This is a genomic window from Streptomyces tibetensis (genome assembly GCF_040647715.1).
In the GTDB taxonomy this organism is placed as follows: Bacteria; Actinomycetota; Actinomycetes; order Streptomycetales; family Streptomycetaceae; genus Streptomyces; species Streptomyces tibetensis_A.
This window is the reverse complement of sequence record NZ_JBEZCR010000001.1, coordinates 304,810-321,890: the sequence shown is the minus strand read 5'-3', so window position 1 is coordinate 321,890 and position 17,081 is coordinate 304,810. Positions and strand designations below refer to the sequence as shown.

Sequence of the window (17,081 nt, the reverse complement as noted above, 5' to 3'; positions counted from 1 at the left end):
TTGGGCCCCGGATCGGCTGGTACCTGTAGTGGTCGAGTGGCTGAGCCACTCGAGGTGCGTTGATCGAACAGCGTGGGCGCGGGCCGGGCGCACGTCAAGAGGTCGTGCCGAAATTGGCTCAGCCACTCCGCCACTGTGAAGGCCCGGTGTTACGCTCCCCGCGAGAGGGGGATCCCGTGACCGACGCCCTGCGCCCCATGACCAGACAGCGCCTGTACGAACAGGTGCTGGAGCGGCTGCGCCAGTACGTCGCCGAGGGCGGTCTGAAGGCCGGGGACCGGCTGCCGCCCGAGCGGGATCTGGCCCAGCGGCTCGGGGTCAGCCGGGCCTCGGTGAAGCAGGCCATCGTGGTGCTGGAGGTCCAGGGCCTGGTGGAGGCCCGGCACGGCGGGGGCACCTACCTCGTGCGGGACAGCCTCGACACCGAACCGGTCGAGCACATGGTCGAACGCCGCCGGCGCCTGCCCGACGTCCTGGAGGCCCGGGAGGCGCTGGAGACGAAGCTCGCGGAGCTGGCCGCGGAGCGGCGCACCGCCGACGACCTGGCGGCGATGCGCTCGGCGCTCGCCCTGATGACCGAGGAGATCGAGGCGGGCGGCCATGGCGTCGAGGGCGACCGGCTGTTCCACGCGGCCGTGACGGCGGCGGCCCACAGCAGTCTGCTCGCCGAGTTCATGCGCTCCATCGCCGAGCAGATCGCCGAGAGCCGCACCGAGTCGCTGCGTCAGCCCGGCCGCCCGTCCCGCTCCCTCTCCCAGCACCGGGCGATCCTGGACGCGATCGCCTCCGGGCAGCCCCGCCAGGCGGCGACGGCCATGCGGCGCCACGTCCGCACGGTGGCGAAGGTGCGGCTGCTGGACTGGGAGCCGGAGGAGGGCTAGGTGTGCTGTTCGGATCAGCCCGCAGACGCGGGGCCTGGTGCCGCATCAGACGCCGGCGCCGACCGCGGTCTCCACCACCTCCGCCACCACACAACTGACGTTGTCCGGGCCGCCTGCCGCGTTCGCCGCTTCGACCAGGGCCCGCACCGCCTCGTCGGGGGAGGCGGGCGAGGCGAGGAGCTGCCGGACGCGGGTGTCGGGGACGACGCCCGACAGGCCGTCCGAGCACAGCAGGTACCGGTCGCCGGGGCGGGCGTCGTGCAGGCGGAGGTCCGGGGCCGTCGGGGACCCGCCGCCGGTGAGGGCCTTCAGGAGCAGGGCGCGCTCGGGGTGGGACGCCGCCTCCTCGGGTGTCAGCCGGCCCTCGTCGACCATCGACTGGACCAGCGTGTGGTCGTGGGTGATGCGGAACAGTTCGCCGTCGCGCAGCAGATAGGCGCGGGAGTCGCCGATGTGCACCAGCGCCAGACGCGAGCCCGTCCACAGCAGGGCCGTCAGGGTCGTGCCGACGTCGTCGGAGCCGTCGGCGACGTCCCGCACGGCCTGTTCGGCGCCCCGTACCGCGTCCTCCAGGATGTCGAGGACGCCACCGGCGGGGACCTCGTCCGTGTCCAGGACGCGCAGCGCCTCCACGGCGGCACCGCTGGCGGGTGCGCCCGCCGGTCCGAAGCCGTCGGCCACGGCGAGCAGCCGGACGCCCGCGTAGGCGGTGTCCTGGTTGGTGGGGCGCACGCGGCCGGTGTCCGAGTGGGCGCAGTAGTGCAGTTCCAGCATGGCGGTGTCCTTCCCGGACCCGTCCGGGCCCGTCCTCAGGTGATCGACCAGGAACGCGGCGAGGTCCCGCCGGACCGCCGTCTCCGCCTCGACGCGCGCCCAGTAGGCACGGATCTCGAGGGCGGCGGCCGACGGGGCGCGGTCGTGCAGGAGACACACCCGGCGGATCTCGGCCAGCGGCATGCCCAGCCGCCGCAGCCACGCCACCAGCCGGGCCCGCTCCAGCTGCCCCGCCGCGTAGTACCGGTATCCGGTCTCCGGGTCCACGCGGGCGGGCCGCAGCAGGTCCAGCTCGTCGTACAGGCGCAGTGCCTTCGGCGAGAGCCGGCTCGCCTTCGCGAACGCGCCGATCGTGAGCATGGCCATACGTCTCCCCGCCGTCCTCGCGTCCTGTGAGCTCGTCCGTTCCGCCACCGATGCTGGGGCTTCACCGAAGGTGAAGGTCAAACGGGGTGTCGCGGTTCCGGGCGGGATTGTTAGCCTGCGACGGACATCGAGTCGCTCGTCCGTACGTCGTCCGTGTCGTCCGGATGTCGTCCCTACGTCGTCCGTACATCGTCCGCACGAGGAGGCAGTCGCCGTGGCCGGCACCCCGCGCATCGCCGTCGTCACCTACGACCCCCGCGCCGAGCAGCACAAGGACCGGGACCTGCCGGTGCTGGTGGACGCGCTGCGGGAAGCCGGGGCCGATGCCGTGGCCGTCGCCTGGGACGACCCGGGCGTGGACTGGGCCGGGTTCGATCTCGCCCTCCTCCGCTCCACGTGGGACTACAGCTGGCGCGCCGGGGAGTTCACGGCGTGGGCGGAGCGGTGCGCGAAGGCGACGCGGCTCGCCAATCCGGTCGGTGTCGTGCGGTGGAACGCCGACAAGCGCTACCTCGGGCAGCTCGCCGAGGCCGGAGTGCCCGCAGTGCCCACCCGGTACTTCGCACCCGGCGACCCCGTCGCCCTGCCCGCCGACCGCGAGTACGTCGTGAAGCCCGCCTCCGGGGCCGGCGCCCGGTACGCCGCCCGCTACCCGGCCGGGGAGCGGGACGCCGCCGTACGGCAGATCGAGCGCATGCACCGCGAGGGGTTCACCGTCATGGTGCAGCCCTACCTGAGCGGCATCGACACCCACGGCGAGCGGGCCCTGCAGTTCTTCGGCGGGCGGCTGCTGCACGCCAGCGTCAAGGGCGCCGTGCTCGCCCCGGGCACCCCGTACGACGCCGACAAGGTCGCCCACCCCGACCTGCGCCCCTGGGAGCCCACCGCGGCCGAACTGACCGTCGCCGAGCGGGCGCTGGCCGCCGTGCCCGGGGACGCGGAGCTGCTGTACGCGCGCGTGGACCTCGTCACCGGGCCGGACGGCGAGCCGTGCGTGATGGAGCTGGAGCTGATCGAGCCGAACCTGTTCCTGGGTCTGCACCCGGACTCGCTGCCGAGGGTCGTGCAGGCGGTACTGGCCGCCGCCGGCTGAGCACGGCACGGGGGCATACGTCCCCCGGCGTCCCGTGATGCCGCGCCGCCGGCTGAGCACGGCACGCGGGGCATACGCCCCCCTGGCGTCCCTGCGTCCCGTGATGCCGCGCCGCCGGCTGAGCACGGCACGCGGGGCATACGCCCCCCTGGCGTCCCTGCGTCCCGTGATGCGGCTTTTGGTGTAGTGGTAAGGCCATGCCCTCCGAGCGACAGGCCTGGGCGCCGCTGCTGGCGGTGTGCGCCGGGTACTTCATGGTGATCCTCGACGTGACGGTCATCAACGTCGCCGTGCCGGTGATCGGGCGGGAGCTGTCGGCCTCGCTGACCGGCATCCAGTGGATCACCGACGGGTACACGCTGGTCTTCGCCGGGTTCCTGCTGACGGGCGGGGCGCTGGGGGACCGGCTGGGCAACCGGCGGGTCTTCTGCTGGGGCGTGGCGGTGTTCACCGCGTCCTCCGCGGCCTGCGCGCTCGCGCCCGGTGCCGCCTTCCTGGTGGTGGCCAGGCTGGTGGAGGGGCTCGGTGCGGCGCTGATCGTGCCGGGCTCGCTGGCCCTGCTCCAGCAGTCCTACCCGCAGCCGGACGCACGCTCGCGGGCCTTCGGGCTGTGGGGCTCGATGGCGGGCATCGCGGCCTCCGCCGGGCCGCTGCTGGGCGGGCTGCTCGTCTCCACGGTGGGCTGGCGCTGGGTGTTCCTCGTCAACCTGCCCGTCGGCGCCGCCTGCCTGGCGCTGACCCTGCGGCACGTGGCCCGCTCGCCCCGGCGCGCCGACCGGGCCCTGGACTGGCCCGCGCAGGTCGCGGTCGTCGCGGCGGTGGCCCTGCTGACCGCGGCCCTCAACGAGGCCGGGCGGCGCGGCTGGGCCGACCCTGCCGTCCTCGCCGGGCTCGGTCTGGCCGTCCTGACCGCCGCGGCCTTCGCCCTGCGCGAGCGGCTGGCCCGGTCCCCGGCCCTCCCGCTGGGCCTGCTGCGCTCACGCACCATGAGCGGCGGGGCCGTCATCGGCCTGCTGTTCAACTTCGGCTTCTACGGCATGGTGTTCACCGCCAGCCTGGAGTTCCAGCACCAGCGCGGCTACAGCGCCCTCGGCACCGGCCTCGCGCTGTTCCCGGCGGTGGCCATGACCATGTTCGCCTCGGTCCTGTCCGGCCGGCTGTCCCGCCGTACCGGCGACCGCCCCCTGGTCGTGTCGGGCATGCTCCTGGCCGCGCTGGGGCTGGCCGGCTGGGCCGCGGCGGGCTCCGACCCCGCCTACGGGCTCCTGGTGCTCCCGATGATGGCGGCCGGCTTCGGCACGTCCTTCGCCCTCACCGGCTCGACCGCCACCGTCATGGGCGCCGCACCCCCGGCCTACTCGGGAGCCGCCTCCGCCCTGTTCAACACCACCCGCCAGGTCGGCAGCGCCACCGGCGTCGCGCTCGGCGGCAGTCTGCTCGCCTCGGCCGCGAACTACGGGGCAGGGATCCGGACAAGCATGGGCATCGGCGCCCTCGCTTATCTGACGGCGGCGGCCCTAGCCTGGCGGTGCGTACCGGCGAAGACCCCGCGCACGGACCCGGCCTAGAAACCACGTATCCGGACGAACTGCTGGCGAATATCGCCCACTTGGCCCAAAGTCACGATGTACGGTCATCGCCGACGCTGTCGAGCCGCACGGGGGAGTGGGCATGGGGAGCACCTTTCGCTTTTGGGCCGAGCGCATCGTGCTGTTCCTCACCGCCTCCGTCGGCATCGCCGTCACCCTCGCCGACCAGCTGGACCTGTTCGACGGTCTGGCGAGCGACACCGTTCCGAAACTCACGCTGCTGACCCTCAGCACGGTCACGCTGTTCCTGCTGTTCGAGCTCGACCGGCTGAAGGCGCTGGACAACATCAGCACCCAGCTGTCCAAGCTGGACATCGACGCCATCGCACGGGACCTCAAGCGCAAGCGCTACGGCGGTGTGGTGCGGGTGCACCGGCGCTTCCCCGAGGAGGCCTTCGAGGGCTTCCTCGACGGCGCCGAGCGCGAGGTCGTCATCCTGCAGACCTGGATCCCCAACGTGCACCGCTTCGAGTCGGCGCTGAAACACGCCATCGCCGACCGCCGGGTCCAGGTACGGATCCTGCTGCTGCACCCGTCCTCCCCGGTCGCGGACCTGCGCAACGAGGCACTGCGCGGTCTGCGGGACCCGGCCCTGGAGGAGGACGTCCAGGCCGGTGTCGCCCGCTGCCTGTCGACCCTCGCCTCCCTCTTCCAGGGCGTGCGCGACGGCGACCGGGCGCGGCTGCAGGTGCGTGTCTACCAGGCGCTGCCGTCGATCGCCGTCTACAAGGCCGACGAGCACTACCTGGTCAGCTCCTTCCTGCACGGCCAACTCGCCATCGATTCGACCCAGTTGGAGATCGAGGGCAGTGACACCGTGATGGGCGGGGAGATCCAGGAGGAACTGGACACGCTGTGGCGCATCGGCCGCGACGTGGATCTGGACGACTGGCGCAGGTCCGTCGACACCGGCCGGTGAACCGTCGGCACACCCGCGACCCGTGGAAAGGGGTACGCACATGAGAGACCTGGACGCGTTCGAGGACGCCCTGATCGAGCGGTTCCGGCAGCATCCCGTGCTGGCCGGCACCGGAGGCCTGACGGAGGCCGGCTTCGCCGCGCTGCTGCTCCAGCGGCGCTTCGTCTCCCTGGCCTTCACACCCTCCTACGACCTGGCGATCGACCTGCTGTCGGACGAGGCGGGCCTGCGGATCGCCCGGGCCATCCTGCGCGAGGAGTACCCGGACGGCCGCGGCCACACCCGCTCGCACCGCGAGGACATGAAGGAGGACCTGCTCCAGCTGGGCATCACCCGCGAGGAGCTGGTCGCCTCCCGTCCGACCGAGGCCACCCGGAGGGCCATCGACGACGCCTTCGCGCTGATCGCCGACGCCGGCGGCCAGGACGACGCCGACCTGCGGCTGCTGACGTTCCTGCGGTTCTGGGGCGAGGTCCTGGTGTCCGTCGAGTACGAGCACCTGTGGCGGCGCATGGAACCGGTGCTGGCGGGCGAGGACGGCCGCAACCGCTCCCGCTTCTACTACCCGCACTACGTCCACGACGCCAAGGCCCACCCCCTCACCTCCGTGTCCCTGCTGTCGGCCACCCACTCCGACCGCCTGGCCACCCGGATCAGCGACCTCCTCGCCCGGCAGGGCGGAGCCGACGCCTTCCGGGAGACCGAGGAACGGGCCCTGCACCTCAAGACCGCCTTCTACGACCAATTCCTCCCGGCCCTGGACCGGGTCGAGGCCCCTCAGCCCTGAGCGCCGGTGACCGCCACCCGCTGCACCAGCCCCCAGGTGAACTCCGCGACGGCCTCCCGCCGCACCCCGTGGGCGTCCGGCGCGGTGAACGCCAGTCCCCACCGGGTCGGGGCCGTGCCCTCCAGGGGACGGGCCGGGGCGAAGGCACGGGCCGCCTCGTCGACCGTGCAGGACCAGGGGGTGAGGTCGTCCAGGGTGCGCAGCTCCGGGCTCTTCGCGCCCGGCGCGCGGACCAGCCACTCGTTCCACACCGCGCGGTTCGGGGCGGTCAGCACCTCGAAGCGCAACGAGGGCCACAGGGGTACCGGCCACAGCCAGGCTTCGCAGTCGAGGTCGCCGATCCGGCGCGGCGTCCGGGACTCGGGCTCGCCCAGCACCTGGCGATAGCGGGAGAGGGGCGCGCGGGAGCGCGGGGAGCGGACCATCGCCTGCCAGCGCCTGTTCGCCTCGCGCATGTCGGCGATCGACACCCCCAGCTCGTGGCGGGCGTCCTCCACCAGCCCGGGGTTGTGGTCGGCCATGCGGCGCAGCAGCACCAGCTGGAAGTCGAGCGGGGTGAAGGGGCTAGCGGGGGGTTTTCCGGAGGGCATGGGACCCATCGTCGCCCACCGGTGCCTTGCCGGGGCGGCGGCCGTCGGGCAGGAACAGCACGGAGTTGACGTAGCGCGGGCCGCGCAGGAGCGGGGACGGCAGGACGCGGCGGAGCAGGCCGTGGGAGACGACGTAGGACGCACGGGCCTGGTGGTCCTCCAGCGGGAACTTCGCGAGCGGCACCCAGGTGTCGCGGGGCAGGACCCAGCCGTCGTAGCCGAGCTGGGCCAGGTAGGTGACCACCGGCGCGATCGGCTGGATGCGGGACTCCAGCTCCACGAACAGGGCCGGCCGGTCCCGGGCCAGCAGGCCCGTCGCCCCGCGCAGCACCGCGGGCTCGTTGCCGTCCACGTCGATCTTGATGAAGCCGACGTCGCGCAGCCCCAGCTCGTCCAGCGTGACGCACGGGACGTCCAGCGCGCGGCCGTGGATGTCGCGCCGGACCAGCGAGGACACGCCCCGGTCGCCCGAGTCGTCCGGCGGCAGCCACAGGCGGGCGATGCCCGGCCGGTCCGAGGCCGCCGCACGGACCACGCGGACGTTGGACGGCGCGGCGGCGGTCAGCAGCCGGGCCAGGTGGGGCACCGGCTCGATCGTCACGACGTGCTCGGCGAGTCGAGACAGGCGGTGCGTCCAGGGCCCGTACCAGCCGCCGACGTCCACCGCCGTGCCGCAGCGGGGCGGGCAGAGTTCCGCGAGCCGGGCCAGCTCCGGTTCGAACCGCGGGTAGAGCGCCCGGGCCGTCGCGGCCACCAGGCGGGTGGGCAGCAGAGGGGCGACGCGGGCCGCCAGGCTGGTCACCGGGCCATCCTCTTGAGGAGTTCCTCGTGCTCGTCGTCCGGCACCTGCTCGCCCGAGGACGGCAACAGCTGCGGAATGCCGTCGGTGATCGGGTACCGGCGGTGCAGGCGCGGGTTGTACAGCGCCTCCTCCTGCCCGGCCTCCTCGGCCAGCAGGTGCAGCGGGCCCTTGTCGATCGGGCAGGCGAGGATCTTCAGCAGCGGGTCGTCGGGCTTCACGGTGAGGTCAGCTCCTTGGCGGGTGGGGAGGGTTGAGGAGAAGCGTCGTGCTTCGGCATGGTCAGCAGCACGGCCACCGCCAGGGCCGTGCCCGCCACCCGCAGCGCGAGGCGCAGCGGCTCGTCCGGCAGGGCCTCGCCGAACGACAGCGTGCCGAGCACCGCCGTGAACAGGGACGTCACGGTCGTGCACACCGGCACGATCAGCGAGGCCCGGCAGCGCTGCAGCGCCGCCTGCGACATCACCAGGCCGAACACACCGGTGAAGGCCAGGAGGTAGGGGTACGGGGAGCTCAGCAGGTCCAGGACGGCACCGCCGATCCCGTCGGTCGTCAGACGGCTGGAGACACCCTTGATGGCCAGCGAGCTGACCCCGTACAGCAGGCCCACCGCCACCCCGTACTCGACGCCGGTCGTCGGGCGGCGGTGCCGGTTGCGGGTGCGCCGCTCGGCGGAGCCGTACAGCCACACCCCGGCCGCCAGCGACGGCACGCACACCAGCAGGATCAGCGGGTAGGGCGCGTCCTGGCTGACGGTGTCCGCTCCCTCCCGCAGTGACAGCACCACCATCAGCAGCGCCAGCAGGATCGCGCCCAGTGCGTACCGCTCCCGGCCGGACGTCTCCTCGCCGAGCAGCCGCGCCGACAGCAGCACCAGCAGCACCAGGCCGGAGACGAAGATGCCCTGCGCGGCGGCGATCGGCAGGGTGCGGTAGACGACGAGCTGCGCGGCGAAACCGGCCGCGAGGGCCAGGGACCCGCCGATCCACAGGGGGCTGCCGACGACGAGGCGCAGCAGCCGGGCGGGCTGTCGGATCGTCACCTCGGGCAGGGCGGTGAGCGCCCGTTTCTCCAGCACGAAGCCCAGGCTGTACAGGGTGTTCGCCAGCAGGGCGGCGGCCACTCCCCACCACATGGGCTACGTCCTCCTGGCGTGCAGCAGCAGGATCGACGCGAGCTGCGGCCGGGCGCAGGCCAGCCGGTCCAGCGGCCGCAGCGGGCGCGGCACGCCGTGGAAGGGGGCCCCTTCGAGCCGTACGACGGTGAACCCGGACGCGGCGACGAACTCCTTCAGTGCGCGGGCGGTGTACAGCCGCAGATGTCCCACGACCTCCTTGCCCGGGCGGCCGTGGATGCCGCGCAGGCTGACCTCCGAGAACACCGGCTGTACCCCGGCCAGCAGCAGGCCGCGGTTGTACCAGGCGGCCAGGTTCGGTGTGGACAGCATCAGATGCCCGCCGGGGCGCAGGATCCGCCGGATCTCGTCGAGGGCCGCGTCCGGGTCGACGAGGTGCTCGACGACCTCGCTGAACAGCACCGCGTCGGCCGACCCGGACGCGAACGGCAGCCCGCCGCCGGTCAGTTCACCGCGGACCGCGTACGGGATGCGGGTGCGGGCGCGGCGCAGGGCGTCCTGGGACCAGTCGACGCCGATGACCCGGTGGCCGGGCAGGAGCGGGGCGGCGGTGGCGGCGGCGGTGCCGTCCCCGCAGCCGATGTCGAGGACGGTCCGGGGGGCCCCGGCCGCCGGTCCGAGGGCCCGGGCCAGCATGCGGGCCTGGCGGAGGCTGCGCGGGGTGCCGGAGGCGACCGGCACGGCGGGGTTCTCGTAGAAGTCGCGCAGGTCGCGCGGTGGGGCGCCGGTGGTGGCCCGGGTCGTCACGGGGTCACCTCCGTGGTGTGCAGGTAGTGCTCGAAGAGGTCGCGGAGATGGGCGCCGTCACCGCTGCCGAGCAGGGCCTTCGACCAGCGCAGGGCCAGGTGGAGACGGCCGGCCGTGGAGGCGGTAGTCACCGTCAGGCCGCGCGGCATCCGGGCCGGGGCGGAGAACCAGACGGCGTGCGCCCGGCCCGCCTCCTCCCCGAAGTCCAACGGGTACGGGATCCGGCCGATGTTGCTGAGCAGGGTCGTCGACGTCCAGGGCGCGGCTGCCCTGCGCAGGGTGCGGGTGACGGCCGCGCGGGCCCCGACGGGCGCCCAGGGCGCGGTCAGAAGGGCGGCCCCGTGGCCGAGTTGGGGGCGGGGGAGGGACTTGAGGGCCCGGGTCCGCTCCGCGGTGCGGCGCAGCAGGGCCGGCATGTCGGTGACGTCCAGTTCCCCCGGCGCGTAAGGGACTTCCACCAGGCGGGTGCCGTTGCCGATGGGCATCGTGGTGTCGCGGGGCCGGTCGTCCACCGGCATGGTGATGCGCAGGGGCCGGGGGCGCGCGCCGTGTTCCCGGTTCCAGTGGGCGATGGTCAGGGCCGTGGTCACCATCAGCTGGTCGTTGACGGTGTACGGGGAGCCCTTGGGACGGTGCGGGAGGGGCAGCTCGGTCACGAGCACGCCGTTGCCGGGAGAGGGCTCGGGCCTGCCGTGGGCCACCCGCGCCGGGGGCGACCAGCCGCCCGGGGTGTCCGGAGCCTCCCGCCGGGGCTCGGCGGGGCGGGTCGGGGGCGCCGCCGGGGAGTTGTCCCGGCCCCCGTACAGCTCGGCGGCCGTGGCCAGGACCCGGAGGCAGGCCGGGCCGTCCAGGGCGGTGTGGTTGATGGTGAGCAGCAGGACCGAGTCCACCACCTCCAGCCGGATCGGCGGGGACAGCGACAACGGCGGGGCGTCGGTGAGGGCCCGGGTCCTGGCGTCCCGCAGGGCGCGTGGACCCGGCGGGGCGAAGGTCACCACCTCCACATCGGGCTCCGGTGTCAGCTCCCACTCGTACCGCCGCCGGTACCAGGGCCCCCGTGCCTCCCGCATCAGGATCCGCGGATGCCGGTGCAGGGCCTCCAGGAACGCCTTGCGCAGACGCCCCTGGTCGAGGGTGCCCGGAAGGTGCACCTCGATGTGGACCGTCTCCGGCTCCGCCTCCTGGAGGCAGTGCCGGGACACCTCGTCCACCACCGGGAACGGGATGCGTACCGGTGCCGTCATACGGTCTTGCCCTCCCCGGCGTCCGTCCTCGGCAACCGCTGCGTAGGCGCCTGCGCGGGAGGCGGCCCTTCACTCAGGCTCACCAGCCCCGCGAACAGGCCGATCAGCGCCAGCAGTTGGGCCAGGTGCCCGAACGCCCCCTCGCCCGCGCCCACCGGCTCCCCGGCCCCGAACGCCGCGACGATCCCGGCCCCGGCCAGGGCGGCGAAGGCGATCGGCACCAGCAGGGCGTGGCGCCGCGCGGCGAGCAGGGCCAGGGCCGGGACCAGCAGCGCGAACCAGCCCGCGATCGCAGCCCCGACCAGCGTCAGCGCCACCGTGCCGAGCCACAGCCCGGGCGGCGGCGGAACCGGCTGCGGGGCGTCGGGGTTGGGGTCCCGGCGGCGCCACAGCGCGAGGCCCAGCAGGACCGCGATGCCGACACCACTGCCGATCAGGGCGGCGTCATAGGTCGTGGCCGGCTCGTAGGACAGCGTGACCTCGCCACCCGCCCCGGCCGGGACCCGCCAGCCCTGCTGCCAGCCGTCCAGCCGCACCGGGGTCAGCTCCTTGCCGTTCAACGTGGCCCGCCAGCCGTCGTTGAAGTTCTCGTACGTCGTCAGGTACGAGGCCCCGCCCGAGCCGACCGTCACCTTGCGCCGGTCGCCCAGCCAGTCCCGGATCCGCAGGTCACGCCCGGCCGCCGCGGCCTCGGGGACCGTGCCGCGGGTCAGGGTCACGTCCGTGAGCGCGAGCGGCCCCGCGTCGCCGCCCTCCAGGCGGTGCTCACCGGTGTCCAGCCGCACCTCGGTGTCGTCCCGGCCCTCCTGGCAGAGCGTCACCTCCACGCCCCGCCGCTCCACCAGGTCCCGCACGGTCCCCTTCGCGCCCGTCTCGTACAGCTCGCCGTCCAGCGCCACCACCGGGCCCTTGCCGCAGGGCAGGGAGAACTTCCGGGTGCCGTCGGGCTGGGGGGTGCGGTACTGGTCGAGGGACGGGACGTACGCCTCCGTGAGGCCCACCGGGAGGCGCAGGTCCTCGTCGGCGACCGGGTTGTGCAGGGTCAGGGGGGCCGTCTCGGTGACCGTGATGTCGAGCCGGTCGGTGGTGATCGGCGGGAAGCGGACCCAGCCGTTCTTGTCGGCGCCGGCGACGGCAGCGCCGTCCGGGGAGCTGATGTGCACCTCGGACGCGCGGGCCGACAGACCGCCCGCGGGGGCCAGGACCAGTTCGCCGACCGGCTGCTTGCCCTCCCAGCGCAGGTGGATCGTCGGGCGGTCACCCGCGATCCACGCCGTCGTCAGGTCGCCGTCGGTGAGGTTGCGTGCCGCGAGGCCCGCACCGAGGCTCGCCGTGGAGTCGGCGGTGGCGACGATTCGGGACTGCTGCCCGGGCGCGACCTCGTAGAGCAGTTCGTCGAGTTCCGTGCCCGGCACGGGCACCGCGCTCGCCTTCACCTCGTACGTCCCGGCGGCCGGGGTGGTGAAGCGGCGGTGCAGGCCCGCCTCGGTGCCGGTCGCGGACAGGCCCGTGGGGTCGGAGGCCCGGTGCAGGGAGACGACGGTCGCGGCCGACGTGGCGTCCTCGGCGTCCGCAGGGAGCCGCAGCAGCCGGGTCACCTGCACGTCCGGCAGATCGATCTCGGAGAAACCCGCGCCGGTCAGCCCGGCCCTGCGCTGCACGGAGTCGAGGATCGTCAGCTTCATCCAACCCGTCGCGCCCTCGGGCGCCCTGACCCGCTGGGTCGTACCGTTCGGCTGGAGGAAGCTCGTCCGCTCGCCCTTCTCGGTCTCCACCCGCACCTTCGTCGCCGCCGCCCGCACGCTCTCCTGCGGCAGCGGCGTGACCTCGAAGGACGACGGCATGTCGTAGCGGCCGGTGAAGCCGATGCGCAGCCATTGCCCGTCCGGCGTGTCCGGCGCGCCCTCCGCCCACGCGGTGTCCGGGTTGCCGTCGAAGGCGTTCACCGGGTCGTACTGCGGCAGATGGAACAGCCAGTTGCCGTACGAGGACGCCGACAGCGAGCGGGCGCCCCGCAGTTCGGCCACCGTCTGGTGGTCGGCGCCCTCGGCGGGCAGGATCTGCCGCGGCTTCTCACCCGCGTCCTGAAGGGCGTCCGGCGCGTTGCGCTCGTCGCGCGTGTACGTGTACGACGTACCGGCGTTGACCAGACCGAACCGCGTGTCCGCCCGCCGCAGCCCGTCTCCCAGCACCTGCACGGCCGGGGTGCCGAGCCCCGGGTGGTTGTCGCCGGTCAGGACGGTCGCCCGCCCGCGCAGCCGCTCCGCCAGCGGCAGCAGCGCCTCGGGCCCGCCGGACACCACGGCCGTGTCGGAGACCGGGGCGAGACCGGCCTGCCCCGGCCGGACCACGTCCTCACCCGTCGGCCGGTAGATCTCCACGGCCCGCTGCCGCGGATACAGCCCCTCCACCTGGAGCGGCGCGTCCTGCGCGATCCGGCCGCCGGTCATCACCGGCCCGAGCCCCGTCACCCGCTCGTACCCCGACTGCTCCAGGGTGCGCTTGACGGTCGGGGTGGGCACGTAGCCGATCTGGTCCGGGTCGAGGTCGTTGCGGACGACGACGAAGTACAGCCCGGCCCTGCTCAAGTAGTCGGCCAAGCCCGGGACTTCGGCCCCGGACAGCAGCGCCTGCTCGACGGCGTCCATCGCCCGCCGGTTGCCGGGGGTGCCGAACGGCACGTAGTCGCGCTGCGCCCACCGCGACTCGGCGAGCACGTCGAGCGGCTGGTCGACGGGGGAGCCCCAGGTGTAGAGGCCGTGCGCGGTCGCCGGGACGACCAGGGCACGCGAGTCGGGCGAGTACTTCTCCAGCCAGTCGGCCGTGGCCTGCCAATAGGTGGGGAGCTTCCGGAACGAACCCGGGCTGAGGATCGAGCCGTTGAGGTACGGCCACAGCAGCCCGGGCAGGATCAGCACGGCCGCGGCCAGCGGGGCGAAACGCCGCCCGCGCACCCGCCGGGCCCCGCGCGGCTCGGCGGCCACCCCCACCAGATGCGCCAGCCCCAGCACGAGCGCCAGGGCCACACCCGTCTGGAACTTGTAGATGTTCCGGAACGGCGACAACCACCCGTCCAGCCAGCCCTGCACCACCCCGTGGAACGGCGCCCCGAACGCCCCGCCGTACCCGGCGAGCAGCACCAGCGCCGCCACCAGCACCGTCAGCACCAGCCACCGCCGCTCGGGCATGTCCCGCCGGGCCAGACCGGCGAGCCCGAGCCCGGCCGCGAGCGCCGAGCAGAGGATCACCACGACGGAGGACGCCACGGCCCAGCCGGCCGGCAGCCACGCCTCACCCAGGTGCAGATAGGCGACCCAGTTCCCGGCGCCGCGCAGCGCCTCGGTCGCCGACATGGTGTCCGTGGTCGTCCGCGCGGTCTCTATATAGGGGAGGAAGTTCTCGCCGTAGACCCCGAGCAGCAGCAGCGGCACCCACCACCAGGCGGTCACCACGAGCACGGCCGGCGTCCACCAGGCGATCAGCTTGCGCTGCCGGGGGCCGGGTGGCCGGGACAGCAGATACAACCCGACCGGCAGCAGGGAGGCCAGCGTCGCCGACGCGTTCACCCCGCCCATGAACGGCACGAGCAGCGCCGACCGCAGGGCCGCGACCCGGGCGGCGTACCGCTCGCCCGTCAGCGGCAGCAGCACCCACGGCAGGAACGCCCCGGGCAGCGCGGCGGCCGACGTCGACCCGATGACAGTGGTGAACACCGGCCACAGCGCATAGGCCACGGCCGCCAGGAGCCGGGACGCCCCGCTGCCCACCCGCAGCCGCTCCGCCAGCCGCAACGCACCCCAGAAGGCGACGGACACGATCAGAGACAGCCACAGCCGCTCCGCCAGCCACACCGGCAGCCGTACGAGGTCGCACAGCCAGTAGAACGGCAGCATCGGCCACAGATAGCCGACGTACTGGTCCTGGATCCCGCCGGACCCGGCCCGGTCGTGCCACAACTGGCCCAGATCGGCGAGGAACTGCCCCGGATCGACTGTGACCCCGAGCTTGGTGTCGAAGGTCTGCCGCCCCGGCTGCACCGCGAGGAACAACACGAACACCACGGCCCAGAAGGCCGGCAGCCAGCGTCGCGACCGCGGGCCTTCGGGCGGGCCCGCGGTGGTCGCGGTGGTGGGGACGGCTGCCGGAGGGGGAGCCTGGACCGTGGTTGTCATGGAGGACACCGCCGCAGAATGAGGAGGAGGTTCCAGGTGGCGAACTCACGGATGCCGGGCGCCTTGACGACGGTCTCCGCGAGGAACGGCCAGTAGCGGGAACGCGCCGAGACGATCCTGACGTCGTCCCGGGAGCGCACCTGCCTCAGGGTGGAGCCGATGTGCACCGCGAACAGGTTCTCGCCCAGCGTGTGCTTGGGGGGCCTGCCCGTCCGCCGCAGATAGCGGGCCCGGGCCCGCTCGGCACCGAACCAGTGCCACGGGGCCCACTCGTGCCCGCCCCACGGCGACAGCCAGTTGGTGAACGACACGTAGATCAGCCCGCCCGGCCGCGTCACCCGGGCCAGCTCACTGAGGAACGTCTCCGGATCGGCCACGTGCTCCAGCACGTTGGAGGAGAAGGTGACGTCCGCGACGCCGTCCCGCAGCGGCAGCAGGTACCCGTCGGCGACGACCGCCGCGGCAGGGGGTTTCCCGCCGAGCTCCGCCGGGTCGGGCTCGAAGAGGAACGCGTTCGCCCCGCGACGCCGGAACTCCTCGGTGAAGTACCCGCTGCCGCCCCCGACATCGACGACGGTACGTCCCGCGACCGGACCGTCGTAGGCCTCGACCTGGTCCACGGCGTCGCGCGCGAGCAACGAGTAACAGCTCTCGGGATCGTCCTGCTCGTGGAGGAAGGCACGGAACAGGGCAAGGGATCGCCGGAACGAGGGGTCCTTCAACGGAGCCTGGGGGTGCGGGGCTGCGACATGTGCGGCTGGGCCGCGTGGGCGCGACGGGCCACGACGGACCGTGAGCCGCCTCACGGAGCCCAGCCCCTCACCGCCTCCGCGGCCACCACCCGGAACTGCCGCACCGTCCGGTCCCACCGGAACCGCGCCGCACGCTCCTGGGCCGCCTTGCCCATCAGCTCCCGCTGCCGCCCGGACAGGGCCAGCGCACACCACGCCGCGGCGAACGAGGACTCACCGCGCGCGAGAACGCCGGTCTCGCCGTCCACCACGGAGTCCTTGAGCCCCGGCACGTCGAAGGCCACACTCGGCGTCTGGCGGGCCGCGGCCTCCGTCACGACGAGACCCCACCCCTCCACCGCCGAGGGATGGAGCAACAGCCAGGCCGCGCACAGCAGTCGGTGCTTCTCGGCCTCCGTCACATACCCGGTGAACTCCACACCCGGACCGGCGAGCCGCTCCAGACGCTCCCGCTCGGGCCCGTCACCGACGATCACCAGCCGGCCGCCTGTCACCGGCCGCACCCGCTCCCAGAGCCGCAGCAGCAGATCGACCCGCTTGTACTCGACCAGCCGCCCGACGGCGACGAACAGCGGCTCGGCGGAGCGCTCGGCCATCGGGCCCGGCTCCTCGACCCCGTTGTGCACGACCCTGATCCGCTCCCGCTCGACCCCGATGGCCCGCAACGCGTGGGCGGTCGAGGAGGACACGGCGACGAGCAGGTTGCGCTGCTGCGCCCCCGCCAGGGCCCAGTGCTCGAGTCTTCGGCCGATCCGTGCCGCCGGTGCCAGCGGCCCGCCGAAGCGCATCGTCCACAGATCCGTGTGCACGTGGTTGACCAGACACAGGGTGGGCCCCCGGTGCCACAACGGCGCCAGGTACGGCATGCCGTTGCACACCTCCACCAGCAGATCGCAGTCGCCGACCCGGCGCGTGAAGGCCGATCTCGCGCGCAGGTAGTGCCCGTACGGGCCGCCCGCGGACACGACGCGATAGTCGCGCAGGGCCGCGGGCCCCCCGCACAGCAGGGTCACCTCGTGGCCCAGGCGGGTCAGGCCGTCGGCGAGCCGGTCGACCAGCAGCTCGGAGCCGCCGGCGGACGGATTGTCCAGATCACGATGGGCGAGGAAGACGATCCGGCGCGGATGTGGGGGGAGCGCCGGGGGGTGCTGCGCGCTGGGGGACGCGGCGTGCAGCATGGACGGTACGTGCTGGGGCATGGGTGCTCCAACTCGTCTCGGGGTGCGGAACTCA

15 protein-coding genes are annotated in these 17,081 nt (G+C 73.7%); 5 read left to right on the top strand and 10 right to left on the bottom strand.

Annotated elements, in window-relative coordinates:
* Positions 1-176: 176 nt before the first annotated feature.
* Entirely contained in the window at positions 177-881 is a 705-nt protein-coding gene (locus AB0B29_RS01455; protein WP_362232425.1) for a FadR/GntR family transcriptional regulator, read from the top strand.
* A gap of 45 nt (positions 882-926) precedes the next feature.
* On the opposite strand, the gene AB0B29_RS01450 is transcribed toward AB0B29_RS01455, so the two are convergent.
* Complete coding sequence (locus AB0B29_RS01450) at positions 927-2,021, bottom strand: MerR family transcriptional regulator (protein WP_362232422.1); 1,095 nt, start codon at positions 2,019-2,021, stop codon at positions 927-929.
* A gap of 214 nt (positions 2,022-2,235) precedes the next feature.
* On the opposite strand from AB0B29_RS01450, the gene AB0B29_RS01445 reads away from it, so the two are divergent.
* The 4 genes from AB0B29_RS01445 to AB0B29_RS01430 all read left to right on the top strand — a co-directional run bounded on the left by AB0B29_RS01445 (position 2,236) and on the right by AB0B29_RS01430 (position 6,409).
* Entirely contained in the window at positions 2,236-3,114 is an 879-nt protein-coding gene (locus AB0B29_RS01445) for an ATP-grasp domain-containing protein (RefSeq protein ID WP_362232419.1), read from the top strand.
* A gap of 197 nt (positions 3,115-3,311) precedes the next feature.
* The gene (locus AB0B29_RS01440) at positions 3,312-4,682 is read left to right on the top strand and encodes an MFS transporter (RefSeq protein WP_362232416.1); all 1,371 of its coding nucleotides are present in this window, start codon (positions 3,312-3,314) and stop codon (positions 4,680-4,682) included.
* Positions 4,683-4,785: 103 nt separating this feature from the next.
* The gene (locus AB0B29_RS01435; protein WP_362232413.1) at positions 4,786-5,622 is read left to right on the top strand and encodes a hypothetical protein; all 837 of its coding nucleotides are present in this window, start codon (positions 4,786-4,788) and stop codon (positions 5,620-5,622) included.
* A gap of 40 nt (positions 5,623-5,662) precedes the next feature.
* Complete coding sequence (locus tag AB0B29_RS01430; protein ID WP_362232410.1) at positions 5,663-6,409, top strand: hypothetical protein; 747 nt, start codon at positions 5,663-5,665, stop codon at positions 6,407-6,409.
* Here the strand turns inward: AB0B29_RS01430 and AB0B29_RS01425 are convergent.
* From AB0B29_RS01425 to AB0B29_RS01385, 9 genes are all read right to left on the bottom strand, one after another.
* Positions 6,400-7,008 carry a hypothetical protein gene (locus tag AB0B29_RS01425; RefSeq protein ID WP_362232407.1) on the bottom strand — a complete coding sequence of 203 codons (609 nt, stop codon included), beginning with the start codon at positions 7,006-7,008 and terminating at the stop codon, positions 6,400-6,402. The genes AB0B29_RS01430 and AB0B29_RS01425 overlap by 10 nt on opposite strands.
* Positions 6,974-7,801, bottom strand: a complete 828-nt coding sequence (locus AB0B29_RS01420) for an FkbM family methyltransferase (protein ID WP_362232404.1) — start codon at positions 7,799-7,801, stop codon at positions 6,974-6,976. Before AB0B29_RS01420 ends, AB0B29_RS01425 begins: the two co-directional genes overlap by 35 nt.
* On the bottom strand, positions 7,798-8,019 hold the full coding sequence (locus AB0B29_RS01415) for a Trm112 family protein (RefSeq protein WP_362232401.1): 222 nt from the start codon (positions 8,017-8,019) through the stop codon (positions 7,798-7,800). Before AB0B29_RS01415 ends, AB0B29_RS01420 begins: the two co-directional genes overlap by 4 nt.
* Positions 8,016-8,921, bottom strand: a complete 906-nt coding sequence (locus tag AB0B29_RS01410; protein ID WP_362233866.1) for a hypothetical protein — start codon at positions 8,919-8,921, stop codon at positions 8,016-8,018. The genes AB0B29_RS01415 and AB0B29_RS01410 overlap by 4 nt, the downstream gene beginning before the upstream one ends.
* Before the next feature lie 15 nt (positions 8,922-8,936).
* Positions 8,937-9,680, bottom strand: coding sequence for a class I SAM-dependent methyltransferase (locus tag AB0B29_RS01405; RefSeq protein ID WP_362232398.1), 744 nt, complete (start codon positions 9,678-9,680; stop codon positions 8,937-8,939).
* Positions 9,677-10,924 carry a condensation protein gene (locus AB0B29_RS01400; protein WP_362232395.1) on the bottom strand — a complete coding sequence of 416 codons (1,248 nt, stop codon included), beginning with the start codon at positions 10,922-10,924 and terminating at the stop codon, positions 9,677-9,679. Before AB0B29_RS01400 ends, AB0B29_RS01405 begins: the two co-directional genes overlap by 4 nt.
* On the bottom strand, positions 10,921-15,096 hold the full coding sequence (locus AB0B29_RS01395) for an alpha-(1->3)-arabinofuranosyltransferase (protein ID WP_362232392.1): 4,176 nt from the start codon (positions 15,094-15,096) through the stop codon (positions 10,921-10,923). The genes AB0B29_RS01400 and AB0B29_RS01395 overlap by 4 nt, the downstream gene beginning before the upstream one ends.
* A complete protein-coding gene (locus AB0B29_RS01390; RefSeq protein ID WP_362232389.1) occupies positions 15,093-15,818 on the bottom strand; it encodes a class I SAM-dependent methyltransferase in 726 nt (241 codons plus the stop codon). The genes AB0B29_RS01395 and AB0B29_RS01390 overlap by 4 nt, the downstream gene beginning before the upstream one ends.
* Positions 15,819-15,898: 80 nt before the next feature.
* Positions 15,899-17,047 (bottom strand): glycosyltransferase family 4 protein, encoded by a 1,149-nt coding sequence (locus AB0B29_RS01385; protein WP_362232387.1) that lies wholly within the window; start codon positions 17,045-17,047, stop codon positions 15,899-15,901.
* Positions 17,048-17,081: the final 34 nt, after the last annotated feature.

What these genes read in the sequence shown, in the direction of transcription:
- AB0B29_RS01395 (WP_362232392.1), bottom strand. Translation starts at nt 15,096, where the DNA reads ATGACAACCACGGTCCAGGCTCCCCCTCCGGCAGCCGTCCCCACCACC.
- AB0B29_RS01385 (WP_362232387.1), bottom strand. Translation starts at nt 17,047, where the DNA reads ATGCCCCAGCACGTACCGTCCATGCTGCACGCCGCGTCCCCCAGCGCG.
- AB0B29_RS01450 (WP_362232422.1), bottom strand. Translation starts at nt 2,021, where the DNA reads ATGGCCATGCTCACGATCGGCGCGTTCGCGAAGGCGAGCCGGCTCTCG.
- AB0B29_RS01435 (WP_362232413.1), top strand. Translation starts at nt 4,786, where the DNA reads ATGGGGAGCACCTTTCGCTTTTGGGCCGAGCGCATCGTGCTGTTCCTC.
- AB0B29_RS01425 (WP_362232407.1), bottom strand. Translation starts at nt 7,008, where the DNA reads ATGGGTCCCATGCCCTCCGGAAAACCCCCCGCTAGCCCCTTCACCCCG.
- AB0B29_RS01400 (WP_362232395.1), bottom strand. Translation starts at nt 10,924, where the DNA reads ATGACGGCACCGGTACGCATCCCGTTCCCGGTGGTGGACGAGGTGTCC.
- AB0B29_RS01430 (WP_362232410.1), top strand. Translation starts at nt 5,663, where the DNA reads ATGAGAGACCTGGACGCGTTCGAGGACGCCCTGATCGAGCGGTTCCGG.
- AB0B29_RS01440 (WP_362232416.1), top strand. Translation starts at nt 3,312, where the DNA reads ATGCCCTCCGAGCGACAGGCCTGGGCGCCGCTGCTGGCGGTGTGCGCC.